Below are 19,320 nucleotides of genomic sequence, written 5' to 3' on the forward strand. Positions count from 1 at the left end.
CCCCCGGAAACGGTCCTGGTCACAGGGTCCCTGAATGGCGGGGGTCATGACAAGTCAACTACTGCTCCTGCTCCGGCAGTACGGGGAACCGCCGCGGGGCCACCAGCAGCAGGACCAGCAGCGCGGCGACGGCGGCCGCCGTCGCGCCCAGGAAGATGTGGTCCACCGCCGCGGCCACGGCCTCGCGCAGGTAGTCGGCGGCGGCCCGGGGGAGGAGCCCCGGCTCGTTCAGGGCCTTCGCCACGTCGTCCAGGTGGCCCGGCAGTCCGGGCATCGGGGCGTCCACCAGCCGGGCGGCGAGGGTGGCGTTGGCGACGGCCCCCAGCAGGGCCGCGCCCACGCTCTGGCCGACCTGGCGGCAGAACAGCACGGAGGCGGTCGTGGTGCCGCGCTCCGCCCAGCCGACGGTGGACTGGACCCCGATGATCAGCGGGAGCTGGAACAGGCCGAGCGCGCCGCCCAGCAGCAGCATGATCAGAGCGGGCTGCCAGGGCCGGGCGGGGTGGGGGAGCAGCGTGAAGGCGTACAGGATCGCCGCGGACAGGGCGATGCCGATGACGGCGCAGTTGCGGAAGCCGATGCGCCGGTAGACGTGCTGGCTGAGGGCGGCGGTGATGGGCCAGCTCAGGGTCATCACGGACATGACGAGCCCCGCGCCGACGGGCCCGAGGCCGAGCACGGACTGGGCGTACGTCGGCATGAACACCATCGGGGCGACCATCAGCAGGCCGAGCGCGCCCATCGCCAGGTTGACGGCGGCGATGGTGCGCCGGCGCCAGACCCAGCCGGGCAGGATCGGTTCCTCGGCCCGGCGCTCCACGCGGACGACCACGGCGGCCAGGACGGCGGTGGCGGCGAACAGCCCGAGCGAGGGCGCCGACAGCCAGGGCCAGGCGACCCCGCCCTGCACGAGCGCGAAGAGCAGCAGCCCGCCGCAGGCGAAGACGCCGAGGGCGCCCGCCCAGTCGACGGGGCCCCGGCGGCCGGGGGAGCGTACGGGTTCGACGAGGTGGCGGCGGATCATCCACAGGGCGAGGGCGGCCAGCGGCAGGTTGATCAGGAAGATCCAGCGCCAGTGCGCGTACGAGGCCAGCAGCCCGCCGAGCGCGGGACCGGCCACGGCCGAGACGGCCCACACGGTGGACATCCGGGCCTGGATCCTCGGCCGTTCCTTGAGCGGGTAGAGGTCGCCGGCCAGGGTCTGGATCGTGCCCTGGAGGGCGCCGCCGCCCAGGCCCTGGACGATCCGGAAGGCGATGAGCGCGGCCATGTTCCACGCGAGCGCGCACAACAGCGAGCCGACGAGGAAGAGGCCTATGCCGAAGAGCAGGACGGGCTTGCGGCCGAAGGTGTCGGAGAGCTTCCCGTAGACGGGCAGGGTGACGGTGACGGCGAGCAGATAGCCGGAGAAGAGCCAGGAGAACACGGAGAAGCCGCCGAGGTCACCGACGATCTGCGGGACGGCGGTGGCGACGATGGTGCTGTCGAGGGCGACGAGGGCCATCCCGAGCATGAGCGAGGCCACGACCGCCCCGGCCGGCCGCCCGACCGGTGTCGCCCCCGCGGTGACCACCGCGTCGGCCGTGCCCTCCCCTGAACCCACCAAGATCCCTTCCCCGTACACGTATGTGCGGGGAACACCATCTCACCGCCGCCATGCCGGCCGGTATCCCCCAGGGCGCATCGTCCGAAGGGTGGACAACCCCTAGGGGGAGCTCCGTAGAAGGGGCCAGGGGCCGTTCGTCCCGGCGGAGGACGTACAGGATCCCGGCAGCTCCTTAACTGGAACATACGAGCCAGGGGCCGGGGGGTGGGGTTAACCCCCGGGCGGATACGGCGATGGGCACCAGCGCGCCGCACCCCCCTCTCGCCAGAGACTTCATGACGGCGGCGACCGCACACCGAAGAAGGAGAAAGACCGTGACAACGGCTATGACCGAAACCAGGCACGGGGGTACTGGAGGGCATGAAGCCGTCGCGGCCCGGGCTCGCAAGCTCGTCAAGGCGTACGGCTCCGGGGAGACCCGGGTGGTCGCCCTTGACGACGTGGACGTGGACATCATGCGCGGCGCATTCACGGCGATCATGGGCCCCTCCGGCTCCGGCAAGTCCACGCTGATGCACTGCCTCGCCGGTCTCGACACGGTGACCAGCGGGCAGATCTTCCTGGACGACACCGAGGTCACCGGGCTGAAGGACAAGAAGCTCACGCAGCTGCGCCGTGACCGGATCGGCTTCATCTTCCAGGCCTTCAACCTGCTGCCCACGCTCAACGCCCTGGAGAACATCACGCTCCCCATGGACATCGCGGGCCGCAAGCCCGACGCGGAGTGGCTGAACCGGGTCGTGGAGACCGTCGGCCTCGCCGGCCGCCTCAAGCACCGCCCGACCGAGCTCTCCGGCGGCCAGCAGCAGCGCGTGGCCGTGGCCCGCGCCCTCGCGGCCCGCCCGCAGATCATCTTCGGTGACGAACCGACCGGAAACCTGGACTCCCGGGCGGGGGCCGAGGTCCTCGGCTTCCTGCGCCGCTCGGTGGACGAGCTCGGCCAGACCATCGTCATGGTCACGCACGACCCGGTCGCCGCCTCCTACGCGGACCGCGTCATCTTCCTCGCGGACGGCCGGATCGTCGACGAGATGTACGGGCCCTCCGCCGACCAGGTCCTCGACCGCATGAAGGACTTCGACGCCCGCGGACGGACGTCATGAGCAACACCGTCCTGAAGACCTCGCGGCGCAACTTCGTCGCGCACAAGGGGCGGATGGCGCTGTCCGCCGTCGCGGTCCTGCTCTCCGTGGCCTTCGTCTGCGGCACTCTGGTGTTCACCGACACCATGAACACCACCTTCGAGAAGCTCTTCGCCTCCACCGCAGCGGACGTCACCGTGTCCGCGAAGCCGCTCGGACCGGAGGACGACGACCAGGAGAACCCGAGCAACGGCCGGCCCGCGACGCTGTCCGCCGACGCCGTCGACAAGGTCGCCGCCGCGCCGGGCGTCCAGTCCGCGCAGGGCAGCGTCATCTCGCTGTCCGTCACGGTCGTCGACTCGAACAACAAGAACCTCGGCCCCACCTCCGGCGCCCCGACGATCGCCGCGAGCTGGAACGACAACGAGCTCAAGATGATGGAGGTCAGCTCCGGCCACGAGCCGCGCGGCCCCACCGAGGTGATGGTCGACGCCGACACGGCGAAGAAGCACAAGCTGAAGATCGGGGACGAGCTGCGCACCATCGCCATCACCGGCGACTTCCGCGCCAAGATCTCCGGCATCGCCAAGTTCAAGGCCACCAACCCGGGCGCCACCGTCGTCTACTTCGACACGGCCACGGCCCAGCGTGAACTGCTCGGCGCTCCCGGCGTGTTCACCAACGTCGTCGTCACCGCCGCGGACGGCGTCAGCGACGACCAGCTCAAGGCGAACATCGCCTCCGCCGTCGGCGCCGACACCTACAAGCTGCAGACCGCCAAGGAATCCGCGGACCAGGGCCGCGAGGACATCGGCTCCTTCCTCGACGTCATGAAGTACGTGATGCTCGGCTTCGCCTTCATCGCCTTCCTCGTCGGCATCTTCCTGATCTTCAACACCTTCGCGATGCTGGTCACCCAGCGCACCCGCGAGATCGGCCTGATGCGCGCCATCGGCGCCGACAGCGGACAGGTCCTCAAGTCCGTGGTCGTCGAGGCCTTCCTCCTCGGCCTCGTCGGCTCCGTCCTCGGCATCGGCGCCGGCGTGGGACTGGCCGTCGGTCTGATGAAGCTCATGGGCCAGATGGGCATGAACCTGTCCACGGACGATCTGACGATCGCCTGGACCACCCCGGTCATCGGCATCGTCCTCGGTGTGGTCGTCACCGTCGTCGCCGCCTACGTCCCGGCCCGCCGGGCCGGCAAGGTCTCCCCGATGGCCGCCCTGCGTGAATCCGGCACCCCCGGCGACAAGAAGGCCGGTCGGCTCCGCGCCGTCCTCGGCCTGGTCCTCACCGGCATCGGCGGCACGGCGCTGTACCTCACCACGACCGCCGACAAGGCCGCGGCCGGATCGATGTGGCTGGGCCTGGGCGTCGTCGTCTCCCTCATCGGCTTCATCGTGATCGGCCCGCTCCTCGCCGCCGGCGTGGTCCGGGTGCTCTCCGGCGCGGTCCTGCGGCCCTTCGGGTCCATCGGCCGGCTCGCCGAGCGCAACGCCCTGCGCAACCCGCGCCGCACCGGCGCCACCGCCGCCGCGCTGATGATCGGCCTCGCGCTGGTCGCCTGCCTGTCCGTGGTCGGCTCCTCGATGGTGGCCTCCGCGACCGAGGAGCTCGACAAGACCGTCGGCGCGGACTACGTCATCAACTCCCAGACCGGCCAGCCGGTCATGCCGCAGGCCGAGCAGGCGGTGCGCGCCGCCCCGGGCCTGGACCACGTCTCCGCCTACCGGGAGGTACCGGCCAAGGTCACCACCCCCGACGGCAGCGCCGAGGAGCTGACCCTCGGAGCCACCGACCCGACGTACGCCAAGGACATCAAGCGCAAGATGGTCGCCGGCACGCACACGGACGCGTACGGCAAGGACTCCATGTCGGTGGGTTCGGAGTACGCGACCAAGTACGGCATCAAGCTGGGCGACCAGCTGACCGTCGCCTTCACCGGCGGCAACACCGTCAAGCTGAAGGTCGCCGCGATCACCCTCGACGAGGGCAGCATCGACAAGAGCGTCAAGTACATCAGCACCGCGATCGCCGAGGCCAACGTCCCGGCCGACCGGCTGCCGCGCCCCTTCATGCTGCTGGCCAGCGCGAAGGACGGGCAGAAGGCCGCCACGTATGCCGCGGTCAAGGCGGCGGTGGCTGACTACCCGCAGTACATGGTGCGGGACCAGACCGACTACAAGAAGGCCATCCAGGACCAGGTCGGTCAGCTGCTGAACATGGTCTACGGGCTTCTCGCCCTCGCGATCATCGTCGCGATCCTCGGCGTGGTGAACACCCTCGCCCTGTCGGTGGTCGAGCGGACCCGCGAGATCGGCCTGATGCGCGCCATCGGCCTCTCCCGCCGCCAGCTGCGCCGCATGATCCGCCTGGAGTCGGTGGTCATCGCCCTCTTCGGCGCCCTGCTCGGCCTCGGGCTGGGCATGGGCTGGGGGGCCAGTGCGCAGCAGCTCCTCGCACTGGAGGGCATGAACGTCCTGGAGATCCCCTGGCCCACGATCCTCGGGGTGTTCGCCGGATCGGCCCTGGTGGGCCTGCTGGCCGCGCTGGTGCCGGCCTTCCGGGCGGGACGGATGAACGTCCTGAACGCGATCGCGAGCGAGTAGCGGGCGCCGCGGTCGAACGGGGGAGAGCGCCGGTCCGGGACCTCGGGTCCCGGGCCGGCGCCGTCCGTTTCCTAGACCCGCCGCATCAGGACGACGCCTTCGACCTCGCCCACGAGGGTGAACCGTTCGCCGGGGTGCAGCTGGGTTCCGTACGCGGTCGGGTCCTGGCCGGCCCACTTCGAGCCGTTGTCGATGGCGATCCAGTCCGGGACCATGCCCTTGCTCCCGCCGATCCACAGCACCCGGCAGCGGGAGGTCAGCCGGGTCAGCGGCCCGGTGTCGGCCTCCACGACCGCCCCGTCGGGGATCCGGTCGAGGAGGCGTTCGATCGCCGTCACGCGGGCGGGCTTCTCGTACGTGCTCGCTTCCACGAGCTTGGCCGTCGGCATGCCGGTCGCGGCGAGCGCGAGGGAGGCGGCGAGCACGGCGGTGGGCATCTGGAGGGCGTACGAGCGCAGCCACGGACGCTCGCCGCGCCGCAGGGTGTCGACGGCGTCGACGAGGGCGAGGGCGACGACGGGCATCAGGACGGCGCTGTAGTGCCAGTCGGTGGACCAGTAGTGGTCGTCCCCGGACAGGAACCGCCAGCCCAGGGTGGGGGCGGCGACCAGCAGCAGGGGCGAGCGCAGCGCGAGCAGCCCGGACGTGGGCAGGAGCACCCAGGTCAGGGTGGTGAGTTTGGTGCCGAGGCCGTCGAGGGGGCCGGCGCCCTGGATCTTGTCCCAGTAGCCGTAGCCCGCGGTGGCGAAGGCCGGTATGAAGACGGTGAAGACGAGGACGGCGAACACGGCGGCCGCGGCGGCGACGCCGAGCGCGGTCCAGGCGGCCCGCCGGTCGGTGGTCCGGGCCCGCCAGGCCACCACCACGGCCAGGGCGGCGAGCGTGAAGCCCAGGTCCTCCTTGACGAGGACCAACGGCAGCCCCCACAGCAGTGCGGCCCGCCAGCGCCGGTTGAGGACCGCCTCCAGGGAGAAGGCGATCAGAGGCACGGCGAAGGCGATCTCGTGGAAGTCGAACTCCACGGCCCGCTGGATCCCCCAGAACAGCCCGTACGCGACCCCGACGGCGATCCCGCGCGCCCGCCCGAGCATCCGCCCGGCTGCCCGGGTGACGGGGACGGCGGACAGCGCGAACAGGGCGGCCTGCGCGACCAGCAGGGTGATGGGGCCGGGGAAGACCCGGTAGACCGGTGCGATCAGCGCGATGATCGGGCTGAAGTGGTCGCCGAGGATGTTGGCCCCGGGCCCCTTCAGATCGGCGACCGGCACCTGGAGGTGCGCGTACGCGCGGATGGCCTGCTCGAAGATCCCCAGGTCCCAGGAGGCCCACTCCATCCGCCGGAACCGCCCGACGGACAGCACGAGGTAGACGAGGAACAGCCCGCAGGCCACCGCGTACGGCCCGAGCCACCGGCCCCGGTCCTCCGGGGCCGCGACCGCGGCCGCCGACGGGGGCGGGGAGGCGGGACGGGTTATCGCGTCACTCGTCACGGTGTCGCACTCCTCGGCCGGTCGGCGTCTCTCCGGCGGATGCGACGCGGCGAGCTCAGACGGTCAGTACCTCGACATCGTAAAGGGGGACGAACCCGTCGCGTGTGACGAGACTCGGCCCTTCGGCGGCCCTTCGGATCGGGCCAGGGCGACCGGCTCCGGAATCCCGGGTGACGGCGTACGGCCCGCCCGGGCGGTCCGAGAGGCGCCGGCTCCGTCACCCCTTCGGGGACCGGAATCCCTCGCGCGGCCGTCACCGGCGCGTCGTAGGGTGGGAACCCCCGGCCCGTACGACGTGTCGGGTCCTTCGCGTTGCCCCTTCACCGGATGGAAGCCGCTACATGAGCCTGCACGGACTGCTCGACGCCGTCACCCGGGATCCCGCGCTCGCCGAAGCGGTCACCGCGGCCGGGGACGGCAACCGCATGCACGTCGATGTGGTCGGTCCCGGTGCGGCGCGCCCGTTCGTGATCGCCGCGCTGGCCCGGCAGACCGGGCGGACCGTGCTCGCGGTCACCGCCACCGGGCGGGAGGCCGAGGACCTGGCGGCGGCCCTGCGTTCCCTGATGCCGCGGGAACTCGAGAGCTCGGTCGTGGACTACCCGTCCTGGGAGACGCTCCCGCACGAACGGCTCAGCCCGCGCAGCGACACCGTGGGCCGCCGGCTCGCCGTGCTGCGCCGGCTCGTGCACCCCAGCAAGGACGACCCGGCCGCCGGTCCCGTCAGCATCGTGGTGGCGCCCATTCGCTCCGTGCTCCAGCCCCAGGTCAAGGGGCTCGGGGAGCTGGTGCCGGTGAGCCTGCGGCAGGGGCAGAGCGTCGATCTCGGGGAGATCACGGCCGCCCTGGCCGCCGCCGCGTACGCGCGGGTCGAGCTCGTCGAGAAGCGCGGCGAGTTCGCCGTGCGCGGCGGCATCCTCGACGTGTTCCCGCCCACCGAGGAACATCCGCTGCGCATCGAGTTCTGGGGCGACGAGGTCGAGGAGATCCGCTACTTCAAGGTCGCCGACCAGCGGTCCCTGGAGGTCGCCGAGCACGGGCTGTGGGCCCCGCCCTGCCGTGAGCTGCTGCTGACGGACGAGGTGCGGGAGCGGGCCGCGGCCCTCGCCGAGGCGCACCCCGAGCTCGGTGAACTGCTGAACAAGATCGCCGAGGGGATCGCGGTCGAGGGCATGGAGTCCCTCGCACCGGTCCTGGTCGACGACATGGAGCTGCTGATCGACGTGCTGCCCGCCGGGGCGATGGCCGTGGTGTGCGATCCCGAGCGGGTGCGGACCCGGGCCTCGGACCTGGTGGCGACGAGCCAGGAGTTCCTGATGGCCTCCTGGGCGGCCACCGCCGGTGGCGGCGAGGCCCCCATCGACGTCGGCGCGGCCTCGCTGCGCGGGATCGCCGACGTACGGGAGCGCGCGCGCGAGCTGGGCATGATGTGGTGGTCCGTGTCCCCGTTCGCCGCCGACGAGGCGGACCTGGGCGGCACGTTGACATCAGCCGGCGAGTCGGTGGGCACCCTCAAGCTCGGCATGCACGCCCCTGAGGCCTACCGCGGCGACACCGCCCGCGCGCTCGCCGACACCAAGGGCTGGATCGCCGACGGCTGGCACACCGTCTACCTCACCGAGGGCCACGGCCCGGCCGCCCGTACCGTCGAGGTGCTCGGCGGCGAGGGCCTCGCGGCCCGGCTGGAGGCGGACCTGGGGGCGCTGGAGCCCTCGATCGTGCACGTCGCCTGCGGCTCCCTCGACAACGGGTTCGTCGACCCGGCGCTGAAGATCGCGGTGCTGACCGAGACCGACCTGACCGGGCAGCGCACCGCCACCAAGGACCTCGGCCGGATGCCGACCCGGCGCCGCAAGTCGATCGACCCGCTGACCCTGGAGGTCGGCGACTACATCGTCCACGAGCAGCACGGCGTCGGCCGCTACATCGAGATGGTGCAGCGCACCGTCCAGGGCGCCACCCGCGAGTACCTCCTCGTCGAGTACGCGCCGGCCAAGCGCGGCCAGCCCGGCGACCGGCTGTACATCCCCACCGACCAGCTGGAGCAGGTCACCAAGTACGTCGGCGGCGAGGCCCCGACCCTGCACCGGCTCGGCGGCGCCGACTGGACCAAGACCAAGGCGCGGGCGAAGAAGGCGGTCAAGGAGATCGCCGCCGACCTCATCAAGCTGTACAGCGCCCGCATGGCCGCCCCCGGCCACACCTTCGGCCCGGACACCCCCTGGCAGCGCGAGCTGGAGGACGCCTTCCCGTACGCGGAGACGCCCGACCAGCTCACCACCATCGCCGAGGTCAAGGAGGACATGGAGAAGTCCGTCCCCATGGACCGGCTGATCTGCGGCGACGTCGGCTACGGCAAGACCGAGATCGCGGTGCGCGCCGCCTTCAAGGCGGTCCAGGACGGCAAGCAGGTCGCCGTCCTCGTGCCGACGACCCTCCTCGTGCAGCAGCACTTCGGCACCTTCTCCGAGCGCTACAGCCAGTTCCCGGTCAACGTGAAGGCCCTGTCGCGCTTCCAGAGCGAGACGGAGTCGAAGGCCACCCTGGAGGGGCTGAAGGAGGGTGCGGTCGACATCGTCATCGGCACGCACCGGCTCTTCTCGCAGGAGACCAAGTTCAAGGACCTGGGCCTGGTCATCGTCGACGAGGAGCAGCGGTTCGGCGTCGAGCACAAGGAGCAGCTGAAGAAGCTGCGCGCCAACGTGGACGTGCTGACGATGTCCGCGACGCCGATCCCGCGCACCCTGGAGATGGCGGTGACCGGCATCCGCGAGATGTCGACGATCACCACCCCGCCCGAGGAGCGCCACCCGGTCCTCACCTTCGTCGGCCCGTACGAGGAGAAGCAGATCGGCGCGGCCATCCGCCGCGAACTGCTCCGCGAGGGCCAGTGCTTCTACATCCACAACCGGGTCGAGTCCATCGACCGGGCGGCCGCGAAGCTGCGCGAGATCGTGCCCGAGGCGCGGATCGCGACGGCCCACGGCCAGATGTCCGAACAGGCCCTGGAACAGGTCGTGGTGGACTTCTGGGAGAAGAAGTTCGACGTGCTGGTGTCGACGACGATCGTCGAGTCCGGCATCGACATCTCCAACGCGAACACCCTGATCGTGGAGCGCGGCGACAACTTCGGCCTCTCCCAGCTGCACCAGCTGCGCGGCCGCGTGGGCCGTGGCCGCGAGCGCGGGTACGCGTACTTCCTGTACCCGCCGGAGAAGCCGCTGACGGAGACCGCGCACGAGCGGCTCGCGACGATCGCCCAGCACACCGAGATGGGCGCCGGCATGTACGTGGCCATGAAGGACCTGGAGATCCGCGGCGCGGGCAACCTGCTGGGCGGGGAGCAGTCCGGCCACATCGCGGGCGTCGGCTTCGACCTGTACATCCGCATGGTCGGCGAGGCCGTGGCCGACTACCGGGCCGCCGTGGAGGGCGGGGTGGAGGAGGAGCCGCCGCTGGAGGTCAAGATCGAGCTGCCGGTCGACGCGCACGTCCCGCACGACTACGCGCCCGGCGAGCGGCTGCGCCTGCAGGCGTACCGGTCCATCGCCGCCGCCAACTCCGAGGCGGACGTCAAGGCGGTCCGCGAGGAGCTCACCGACCGCTACGGCAAGCTGCCGGAGCCGGTGGAGAACCTGCTGCTCGTGGCGGGCCTGCGGATGCTGGCCCGTGCGTGCGGGGTCGGCGACATCACCCTCCAGGGCCCCAACATCCGTTTCGGGCCGGTGGAGTTGCGCGAGTCGCAGGAGCTGCGCCTGAAGCGGCTCTATCCCGGCTCGGTGCTGAAGCCCGCCACCTCGCAGGTGCTGATCCCGCGTCCGAAGACGGGGAAGGTCGGCGGGAAGCCGCTGGTCGGCCGGGAACTGCTGGCCTGGACCGGGGAGTTCCTCGCCACGATCCTCGGATCGTGAGGCACGCGGCCTGAGGGCCGAAGAGGCCGCCGAAGAGGCCGGGCCCGTCGGGGCCCGGCCTCTTCGCGCGGCTATTTCTTCGGGTCGTCGTCGATGCCCAGCTTTTCTTCCATCATCTGCTGGCCCTTGTCGACGTGGTCGGCGTACTTGCCGCCCGTCTTCTCGTTGGCCTCTTGTTCGAGGTTGTCGGAGACGTTCTTGGCCTTGTCCTTCGCCTGGTCCCTGAACCTGTCGAAGATCCCCATGTCACGGGCTCCTTCCGTTTCCCGTCTGCGACGGTACCCGGGTTTAGGATGGTTCGCCCGTTGCGGGGTGTTCATCCTGTTTAGCCCATTTCGTCGGCGTCGATGACGTCCTTGCCGGTCGGGGCGTCGGCCTGCACCGGCTCGTTGAACCGGGTGAAGGAGATCTCCGCAGGCTCCTTGCCGGTGTTCGTCGCCTTGAGCAGGTACGGCTCGCCCTCGGTGGCCACCAGCAGGGTCTCGGTGCCGTCGGTGGTCTTCGTCGTCAGGGTGAGGGCCTGCTTGCCGTCGACCGTGGTGACCTTGCCCTTCTGGGCGCCCTTGCTGTCGTCGAACTCCGTGAGGAGCTCGTCCAGGTCGCACAGGGCGGACAGTTCCTTCGAGTCCTCGTCCGCCGCCTTCGACTTCAGCCAGTTGCCCGCCAGCATCTTGACCGCCGCGTCCGCCTGCTCCTTGGGCAGGTCCTTCATCTGGGCGCGGTAGAAGGGCTCGTCGGCCTTGATGAAGACGAACTCGGCGTTGCGGATCAGCTCGAAGGCGCCGTCCGGGGTGGAGATCGAGCCCTTGCAGTCGCCGCTCTTGCTGACCGCCATGTTCAGCTGCATCTGCTTGCCGTCGTCCCAGACGTTTCCGCTGACGGTGAGCGAGTCCGTGCCGCGCAGGGCGGCGACGGACTTGTCGGCGACCTGGGAGCCGCTCAGGTCGGGGAACGGGCCGGACGCGGAGCATCCGGTGAGTCCGAGGGTGGCGGCGCAGGCGAGGGCGGCGGCGGTGAGGATCGGGCGGTTGGCAATGCGCATGGGGGGACTCTCCGAGGCAGGAAGGTGGGGCGGGGGGAAGGGTAGAGGGAGCGGCCGGTCAAGCGGAAGGTGAGGGTCCGATTGTCGGGACCGGGTCGGGCGCGTCGGGCGGGGTCGGGCCGGCTCTCCGGCGCGTCCGGCCGCTGGGTGTTCTCTGTGTGATGTAGCGATCAGACCAGATGCTTGTGAACCGAGTCAACCATGCGTGTCAGGGAAATTGAGTTCACGCTGTGAATGAGTCTCTTGCGTGTGAACGGGTATGCTCCCCGGCATGTCCGAGGAGATCGGCGCCCCCCACGCCCCCCAGCCCCCCGCCGAAGTGACCGCGGCCGACGTTGCCCGCCTCGCCGGAGTCGGCCGGGCCGCCGTCAGCAACTGGCGCCGCCGCCATGCCGACTTCCCCAAGCCCGTCGGCGGTACCGAGACCAGCCCCTCCTTCGCCCTCCCCGAGGTCGAACAGTGGCTGCGCGCCCAGGGCAAGCTCGCCGAGGTACCGCTGCGCGAACGCGTCTGGCAGCAGATCTCCGCCCACCCCGGCGGGGCGGTCACCGCGCTCGTCAAGGCCGGCGGCGCGCTGCTCGTCGTACGGGAACGGCCCGCCGAGTGGCTGAAGGTGGCCGCCGCCCCCGACGAGCGCATGGGCGAACTGCTGCGGCCCGTCCTCGACGAGGTGCTCCGCGCCCGCCTCGGCCCCGGCCACGCCCTCGACGAGGTCCCGCTGCGCCCCGCCGCCCCGCCCCTGCTGCGGGCCGCCGCCGAACTCGCCGCCGAACTCGGCGCCCGCGAGGCCTTCGAGTTCCTCCTCGGCCGCCACCTCGACGCCAACCCCCGCCAGTACACGCTCACTCCGGACGGCCTCGCTTCGCTCATGGCCGCCCTCGCCGGCCCGGCGGCCCGCACCGTGCTCGATCCCGCCTGCGGCACGGGCACCCTGCTGCGGGCCGTCAGCGCCGCCGGCGGGGGCGCCGCCCTGTACGCGCAGGACTCCTCGCCCGAACTCGCAGCCCTCACCGCGCTGCGCCTGGCCCTCGGGGGACCGGCCCCGGTCCGCGCGGCCGCCGCCGACAGCCTGCGCGCCGACGCCTTCACGGGCGAGGCCGTCGACGCCGTGCTCTGCCACCCCCCGTTCAACGAACGCAACTGGGGGCACGAGGAACTGGCCTACGACCCCCGCTGGGAGTACGGCTTCCCCGCCCGCACCGAATCCGAGCTCGCCTGGGTCCAGCACTGCCTGGCCCACCTGCGCGAGGGCGGCACCGCCGTCCTGCTCATGCCGCCCGCCGTCGCCGCCCGCCGCTCGGGCCGCCGCATCCGCGCCGACCTGCTGCGCCGCGGCGCGCTGCGGGCCGTCGTCGGCCTCCCGGCGGGGGCCGCGCCCCCGTACGGGATCCCCCTGCACCTGTGGGTCCTGCGCAGGCCCGCCCCGCAGACGGCGCCCCCCGCCGGTCTGCTCCTCATCGACGGTTCGGCCGCCGGGGACGGCGCGGTGGAGGCCGCCTGGGCCGCGTACGACCGCACCGGGACCGTGCAGGAAGTGCCGGGCACCACCCGCGTCGTGCCCGTCGTCGAGCTGCTCGACGACGACGTGGACCTCACCCCGGCCCGCCACCTGCCCCCGCCCGCCGCCGGCGGCGGCCCGGCCGAGCTGACCGCCGTACGGCAGCGGCTCACCGAGACCCTCGACCGGGCGACCCGGCTCACCCCGCCGCCCGCCGTCCCGCCCGCCGGAGCGGCGGCCCGGCCCCCGCTGACCACCATCGGGGAACTCGCCCGCGCCGGAGCGCTGGAGCTGCACACCGGCACCGGCGCCGGCTCCGGCAGCGCCCCCGTCCTCACCGAACAGGACGTCTACGCCGGAACGGCCCCCTCGGGAATCCTGGCTGCCGGCCCCGACGAGCCCGTCCTCACCGCCCCCGGCGACGTCCTCGTCCCCGTCGTCGGCATCGCCTCCGTCGCCCGCGTGGTCTCCGAGGACACCGCGGGTGCGGTCCCCGGCCGGGGCCTCGTGCTGCTGCGCCCCGACCCGGCCGCGCTCGACCCGTGGTTCCTGGCCGGATTCCTGCGCGGCACCGCGGGCACCCGCCGCGCCAGCAGCCACGCCTCCACCGCCACCCGGCTCGACGTGCGCCGGCTCCGGCTGCCCCGCCAGCCGCTGGCCGAACAGCGCGGCTACGGAGCCCGGTTCCGTGCGCTCGCCGAGTTCGAGGACGCCCTGCGACTGGCGGGACGGCTCGGCGAACAGCTCGTACAAGGCCTCTACGACGGCCTGTCGGACGGCAAGGTCACGCCGGACCGGTAGGACCGGCGGGCGGGTGTGCTGCGAGCGTGCAACGGTTGGGCCCACCCCCTCACCGCCCGCCGGAAAGGCTTATACGCTCAGACGCGCAAGCGTTTCCGCACGGCCCGTCAGGAGCAGCGATGCACGGCCCCGGCATCCCGCCGCAGCAAGGTCCCCGGCCCACTTCCGGGGGAGTGGTGGCACTGCGCGTGCTGTTCACGCTGCTCCCCATCCTGAGCTGCGGCTTCCTGGCCTGGGCCTCGATGCTGCGGCTGGCGCTGCTGACCCGCAGGATCCGCGACTGGGTGATGATGGGCACCTCGATCGCGCTCTGCGCCCTGTGGGTCACGCTGATCGAGATCGACCAGACGCCCGACGACGACGCCTGGCAGGGCAACCTGGCCTTCATCGGCATCCTGCTCACCGCCTTCGGGAGCTGCGTCTACTTCCTCACCATGGACATCCGCCACCACGAGGTCGCCAACGCGGCCGCGCACTGGTACCCGGCGCAGCCCGGGCCGGCGTACGGCCAGACGCAGCAGACCATCCCCGGCTACGGATACCCGGCCCAGGCCCCCACCCCGGTCCCGGGCCAGATGCAGGTACCGCCACAGGTGCCCCCGCAGGCGCCCGCCGCCCCGCGCATCGGGCAGGTCCGCGCCGAACTCGACGAACTCAGCGAGCTGCTGCGCAAGCAGCAGGGCCCGAACCAGAACCCCGGCCAGACCCCGAACCCGCACCCGAGCTCGTTCCAGGACCCGCACCAGTGACCGACCGGCTCATCGGCGACCGCTACCAGCTCGCCACCATTCTCGGCCAGGGCGGCATGGGCCAGGTCTGGACGGCCTACGACCGGCGCCTCGACCGGCGGGTCGCGGTCAAACTGCTGCGCCCCGACAAGGTGGCCGGCCCCGGCACCGTCGCCGAGGAGCTGCGCCGCCGCTTCGTGCGCGAGTGCCGGGTCACGGCCCAGGTCGACCACCCCGGGCTGGTCACCGTGCACGACGCCGGCAGCGACGGCGACGAGCTCTACCTGGTCATGGGGTACGTCGAGGGCGCTGACCTCGCCGACCACCTCGCCGAACACGATCCGTACCCCTGGCCGTGGGCGGTCTCCGTCGTCGCGCAACTGTGCGGGGTGCTGTCGGCCGTGCACGCGGTGCCGATCGTCCACCGGGACCTGAAGCCGCGCAACGTGATGATCCGTCCCGACGGCACCGTGCTCGTCCTGGACCTCGGCGTGGCCTCGGTGATGGACACCGACACCACCCGCCTCACCAGCACCGGCTCGCCCATCGGCAGCCCCGCCTACATGGCGCCCGAACAGGCCATGGGCGGCGCGGTGGGCCCGTACACCGACCTCTACGCACTCGGCGTGCTGCTGTACGAACTCCTCAGCGGCAACGTCCCCTTCGCCGGATCCACCGCCCTCGGCGTCCTGCACCGCCACCTCTACGAGCCCCCGCTCCCGGTGCGCGGGCTGCGCCCCGAGATCCCGGCGGAGCTGGAGGCGCTCCTGCTGCGCCTCCTCGCCAAGGACCCGCAGGACCGCCCCGGTTCCGCGCAGGAGGTCTACGAGGCCCTCACCCCCCTGCTGCCCGCCCGCGGCAGCGCCGCCCCGACCGGGCCGCTCGACCCGACCCGCCCGTTCCTGCGCCCCCAGGCCCCCTGGCCCGACCGCGCTCCGGCCGTGACCGGGTCCCCCGGTTTCCCCGGCGCCCCGAGCGTCCCCGCCCAGAGCGTCCCCGGGGCCCCGCCCCGGCCGAGCGCGCCGCCGACGGCGCCCGCGAAGCCGGACATCCCGGGCGCCGTGGACCAGGCCCGCCAACTGCTCTCCCAGGGCCGCCTCACCCAGGCCGTGGACATCCTCGGCGGCATCCTCCCGGCGGCCGTCGCCCAGCACGGGGAGCACTCGCCGGTGGTCCGCTCCCTGCGCAAGCAGTACGCGGCCACGCTGATGGACGACGGCCAGTACCGCCGGGCCCTGCCCGAACTGCGCCGCCTCGCCGACGAGTTCCCGGCCGGCGACCCGCAGGCCCTGCGCTTCCGCTACGACTCGGCCCAGTGCCTGGAGCAGCTCGGCGAACCGGCTGCCGCCCTGGCGGAGTACCGCTCGCTGCTCCCGCTCTTCGAGAACCACTACGCCAACCCGGACCCGGGGCTGCCCCTGGAGATCCGCCGCCGGATAGCGCACCTGCAGCTCTCCCTCGGCGACCGCCAGGCCGCGCACGACACCCTGGCCCGGCTGCTCTTCGACGCGGAACGCCTGCACGGCCCGGCCCACCCCTTCCCCTCCGAGGTACGCCGGACCCTGCACTGGCTGGGGCAGGTGCGCTGATGGGGTGGCCCCGCCCCCCGGAGTGGGTCGACGCCAACTTCACCCAAGGCGGCTGGCACCCCGGCCGGGACATCGGTGAGGACGGCCTCGCCGCCCTGGTGGCGCCGGTCCTCGCGGCGTACCGCGAGGACGGCCGCTACGACCTGGAGCTCTTCCCGGCGGCGGCGGACTTCCTCCGCGAGCACGGGGGCGTCGCCATGCGGCTGGGCGACCGCCCCAGGGACCGCCTCCTCTTCGACCCGGACCTCCCCTCCCGGGACGAGCCCGAAGAGGCCGCCGAGCTTGCCCGGGGCCTGGGCCTGCGGGTCTTCCCGATCGGTTACGACCTGGACGAGGGTGCCCGCTTCTACATCGACGAGACCGGGCGGTTCTTCTACGAATTCTGGGAAGAGCTCCACTACGTGGGCGCGGAGAAGTACGAGGCCTTCGGCGGGCCCCTCTTCGGCGGCCCCTTCGCGGAGGACTTCTACGCCGTCCCGCCCCGCTGACGGCCGGCCCGGATCCGTCCGGCCGCGACCAGTGCGAGCAGCACCAGCACCGCCGCCCCCGCCACGGCCGCGCCCGGCACCAGGCCCGGCGGGCGGAAGGAGCAGCTGACGGAGGTGGTGCGGCCGTCCAGCGGGACCGCGACCAGGCCCAGGTGGGCCGAGGCCGGGCGGTCGTTGCAGGTCCAGCCCGCGATCGCCGGGACGGAGAGCACCGCCGTGCCCGTGGCGCCCGGGGGCAGCGTGGCCCGCACCTCCGAGGAGCCGACCCGCACCGAGGTCGCCGCCGTGGCGCGCAGGGCGGCCACCGCCGGGTCGAGCCGCGAGCGGTCCAGGCAGGACAGGGTCCAGCGGGGCGGCGCGGCCACGTCGAAGACCAGCGCCGAGGAGGGCCCGCGGGAGACTCCCAGCGGCTGGACGGCCGCCCGGTTGCGGGGCGCGTTGCCGTTCAGCCGGAAGGCGGGGCCGTCGGCGAGGCGGGCCGTCGCGTTGTACTCGGGGGCCCACAGGTAGGCCTCGGTGCCCGCGCGGCAGACCCCGGGCGCCTGCGGGTCCTCGTACACCCTCGCGCCCAGCAGCAGCTCCTGGTTGGCGAAGGGCGAGTCGCCGTAGGACAGGGGCGCGCCGGGCGGACGGGTCGTCACCAGCGGCGGCACCTCCGCGCGGCGGACCGTGCCGTCGGGCTGGAGGCGGGCGCCGACCGAGAAGACGGCGTCCGTCACCGGGTTGTCGATGCTCTGGACGTTGCGCCCGCGCGAGGTCCAGCCGGCGCCCAGGGCCACCATGGTGTTCGTGAACACCGCCGGGGTGTGGCTGCTGTAGTACGCGCCGCCCTCTCCGCCCAGCAGCATCGGGTCGTTGCCCGTCAGGGCCGGCCGGCTCGGGTCGGTGCGGTACGCGGGCCAGCCCTCGGCGCCCGCCAGGGCCTCGGAGCGCGCGGTGTGGGCCGAGGTCCAGGACGGGTAGTCGTCGAGGCCGCCGAGCTTGCCCTTGTGGCCGTACGCGGTCGTCGCGGCTGCCTGCCCGGCGAGCACCGCCGCGAGTACGGCCGCCGCCGGGAGGAGCAGCCGGCGGTGGCGCAGCGCCCACCAGGCGGCGCCCGCCAGCACCAGCCCGCCCGCGAACAGCACATGGCCGAGGCGGGTCGTGAGGGGGCTGTCGGCCGCCCACAGGGCCGCCGCCGTGAGCAGCCCGGCCCCGGCGGCCAGCGCCCGCAGCCCCGGCAGGCCGGCCGCCAGCCCGGCCCAGGCGGCGATCACCGCGATGCCCGCCAGGACGAAGGTCTGCCGGTACGGGCTGCCGTTCGGGGTCGCGAAGAGGTGCCAGGCCAGGTGCGTCGGCGCCCACTGGAGGGAGAGCGCCACGGTCGCGGTCAGCCCCGCCCAGCACAGCCGGGTCCGCAGCGGCACGGCCCGGTGGAAGGGCAGCGCGGCCACCAGCAGCAGCGTGCCGGTGCCGACGAAGACGGCGGGGGAGGAGAAGGAGTACGTGGCCGGCAGCAGCCGGGCGAACAGGTCGGCCCAGGACACCGGCCGGAACTCCTTGACCCACCCCGGGTAGGCCTGCCCGGAGCTGAGGAACAGCGGGAGCAGTACCGGAGCGGAGAGGGCGATCCCCAGCACGGTCGTCCCGGCCGCCCGCCCGACCACGGCCAGGCGCTCCCGGACTCCCTCCCGCGCCAGTGCCACCCGTACGAGCACCACCAGGGCGGCGCCCAGCGTCGCCATGTAGGCGGTGTAGAAGTTCGCCGTCCAGCAGAGGGCCACGACCAGCACGCCGAGCACGAGGCGGCGCCCGCGCAGCGCCCACTCGCCGGTCAGGCAGAGCAGGGGGAAGGCGATCAGCCCGTCCAGCCACATCGGGTTGTAGGAGGCCTCGATCACCGACCAGCCGCACAGCGCGTACGAGGCACCGAGCAGCCCCGCCGCCCACCACGGGCCGCGCCGCTGGGTGCGCAGCAGCCAGGCCATGGCCGCCGCCGCGGCCGCCGTCTTGAGCACCGTGACCACGTACACCGCGAGGTCTATGCCGTCCCGCGGGAACAGTCCGACCAGCACGGCGAACGGGCTGGTCAGGTAGGTCCCCAGATCCGGCAGGAAGCTCGTGCCGTACCCGGAGCGCCAGTTGAACAGCAGCCCGCCCTCCGCACGGCCGTGCAGGAGGTCCCACAACTGCGCGTGGAAGGGCACGAACTGGTTGCCGAGGTCGTTGATGCTGCGATGGCGCGGCCCGTACGGGAAGACGCGGGCGACGGCGTCCCCGGCGCAGACGGCCACCGCCGTGAGCATCGCGGCGAGTGCGGAGCCGTGCAGGCTCCTTCGGCGCGGTGTGCTGCGCGGCGAGAGGTGCGGTGTCGACATAGTGCGCGCACCTTGGCAGCACCGGGTGTCCGAAGGGTGGCCTCCGGGTGGCCAACCGCCGACGCGGCCGCCGTCCGGGCGGCGGGGTCCCCAGGACGGGTGACCGGGTGGCGCGCCGG

Annotated in this window: 12 protein-coding genes; 7 read left to right on the top strand and 5 right to left on the bottom strand. The window is 72.8% G+C overall.

Annotated features, from left to right (window positions below):
• Positions 1-58: 58 nt before the first annotated feature.
• Positions 59-1,513, bottom strand: coding sequence for an MFS transporter (locus OG625_RS23625; RefSeq protein ID WP_329390891.1), 1,455 nt, complete (start codon positions 1,511-1,513; stop codon positions 59-61).
• A gap of 419 nt (positions 1,514-1,932) precedes the next feature.
• On the opposite strand from OG625_RS23625, the gene OG625_RS23630 reads away from it, so the two are divergent.
• Both OG625_RS23630 and OG625_RS23635 read left to right on the top strand, forming a co-directional pair.
• Entirely contained in the window at positions 1,933-2,709 is a 777-nt protein-coding gene (locus tag OG625_RS23630; RefSeq protein WP_443067757.1) for an ABC transporter ATP-binding protein, read from the top strand.
• On the top strand, positions 2,706-5,297 hold the full coding sequence (locus tag OG625_RS23635; protein WP_329384632.1) for an ABC transporter permease: 2,592 nt from the start codon (positions 2,706-2,708) through the stop codon (positions 5,295-5,297). The genes OG625_RS23630 and OG625_RS23635 overlap by 4 nt, the downstream gene beginning before the upstream one ends.
• 71 nt (positions 5,298-5,368) lie before the next feature.
• On the opposite strand, the gene OG625_RS23640 is transcribed toward OG625_RS23635, so the two are convergent.
• Complete coding sequence (locus OG625_RS23640; RefSeq protein ID WP_329384635.1) at positions 5,369-6,787, bottom strand: DUF2079 domain-containing protein; 1,419 nt, start codon at positions 6,785-6,787, stop codon at positions 5,369-5,371.
• Positions 6,788-7,128: 341 nt separating this feature from the next.
• Here OG625_RS23640 and mfd point away from each other — a divergent pair, with 341 nt between their 5' ends.
• Positions 7,129-10,698 (top strand): transcription-repair coupling factor, encoded by a 3,570-nt coding sequence (gene mfd, locus OG625_RS23645; RefSeq protein WP_329384641.1) that lies wholly within the window; start codon positions 7,129-7,131, stop codon positions 10,696-10,698.
• Between the two features lie 71 nt (positions 10,699-10,769).
• On the opposite strand, the gene OG625_RS23650 is transcribed toward mfd, so the two are convergent.
• Positions 10,770-10,943 (bottom strand): antitoxin, encoded by a 174-nt coding sequence (locus OG625_RS23650; protein ID WP_329384644.1) that lies wholly within the window; start codon positions 10,941-10,943, stop codon positions 10,770-10,772.
• A gap of 80 nt (positions 10,944-11,023) precedes the next feature.
• Positions 11,024-11,740 (bottom strand): hypothetical protein, encoded by a 717-nt coding sequence (locus OG625_RS23655; protein WP_329384646.1) that lies wholly within the window; start codon positions 11,738-11,740, stop codon positions 11,024-11,026.
• 271 nt (positions 11,741-12,011) lie between these two features.
• Here OG625_RS23655 and OG625_RS23660 point away from each other — a divergent pair, with 271 nt between their 5' ends.
• The 4 genes from OG625_RS23660 (at position 12,012) to OG625_RS23675 (ending at position 16,844) form a co-directional block, all read left to right on the top strand.
• Complete coding sequence (locus OG625_RS23660; RefSeq protein WP_329384650.1) at positions 12,012-14,039, top strand: N-6 DNA methylase; 2,028 nt, start codon at positions 12,012-12,014, stop codon at positions 14,037-14,039.
• A gap of 119 nt (positions 14,040-14,158) precedes the next feature.
• Complete coding sequence (locus OG625_RS23665; protein WP_329384654.1) at positions 14,159-14,788, top strand: hypothetical protein; 630 nt, start codon at positions 14,159-14,161, stop codon at positions 14,786-14,788.
• Positions 14,785-16,356, top strand: coding sequence for a protein kinase domain-containing protein (locus OG625_RS23670; RefSeq protein WP_329384657.1), 1,572 nt, complete (start codon positions 14,785-14,787; stop codon positions 16,354-16,356). Before OG625_RS23665 ends, OG625_RS23670 begins: the two co-directional genes overlap by 4 nt.
• Entirely contained in the window at positions 16,356-16,844 is a 489-nt protein-coding gene (locus OG625_RS23675; protein ID WP_329384659.1) for an SUKH-3 domain-containing protein, read from the top strand. Before OG625_RS23670 ends, OG625_RS23675 begins: the two co-directional genes overlap by 1 nt.
• Here the strand turns inward: OG625_RS23675 and OG625_RS23680 are convergent.
• Positions 16,823-19,201 (bottom strand): YfhO family protein, encoded by a 2,379-nt coding sequence (locus tag OG625_RS23680; protein ID WP_329384662.1) that lies wholly within the window; start codon positions 19,199-19,201, stop codon positions 16,823-16,825. The genes OG625_RS23675 and OG625_RS23680 overlap by 22 nt on opposite strands.
• Positions 19,202-19,320: the final 119 nt, after the last annotated feature.

The sequence above is a fragment of the Streptomyces sp. NBC_01351 genome (assembly GCF_036237315.1).
Taxonomy (GTDB): domain Bacteria; phylum Actinomycetota; class Actinomycetes; order Streptomycetales; family Streptomycetaceae; genus Streptomyces.

Excerpts from the sequence above, each read along its gene's own strand:
- OG625_RS23625 (WP_329390891.1), bottom strand. The coding sequence starts at position 1,513 with ATGCTCGGGATGGCCCTCGTCGCCCTCGACAGCACCATCGTCGCCACC.
- OG625_RS23630 (WP_443067757.1), top strand. The coding sequence starts at position 1,933 with ATGACCGAAACCAGGCACGGGGGTACTGGAGGGCATGAAGCCGTCGCG.
- OG625_RS23635 (WP_329384632.1), top strand. The coding sequence starts at position 2,706 with ATGAGCAACACCGTCCTGAAGACCTCGCGGCGCAACTTCGTCGCGCAC.
- mfd (WP_329384641.1), top strand. The coding sequence starts at position 7,129 with ATGAGCCTGCACGGACTGCTCGACGCCGTCACCCGGGATCCCGCGCTC.
- OG625_RS23650 (WP_329384644.1), bottom strand. The coding sequence starts at position 10,943 with ATGGGGATCTTCGACAGGTTCAGGGACCAGGCGAAGGACAAGGCCAAG.
- OG625_RS23655 (WP_329384646.1), bottom strand. The coding sequence starts at position 11,740 with ATGCGCATTGCCAACCGCCCGATCCTCACCGCCGCCGCCCTCGCCTGC.
- OG625_RS23660 (WP_329384650.1), top strand. The coding sequence starts at position 12,012 with ATGTCCGAGGAGATCGGCGCCCCCCACGCCCCCCAGCCCCCCGCCGAA.
- OG625_RS23665 (WP_329384654.1), top strand. The coding sequence starts at position 14,159 with ATGCACGGCCCCGGCATCCCGCCGCAGCAAGGTCCCCGGCCCACTTCC.
- OG625_RS23675 (WP_329384659.1), top strand. The coding sequence starts at position 16,356 with ATGGGGTGGCCCCGCCCCCCGGAGTGGGTCGACGCCAACTTCACCCAA.
- OG625_RS23680 (WP_329384662.1), bottom strand. The coding sequence starts at position 19,201 with ATGTCGACACCGCACCTCTCGCCGCGCAGCACACCGCGCCGAAGGAGC.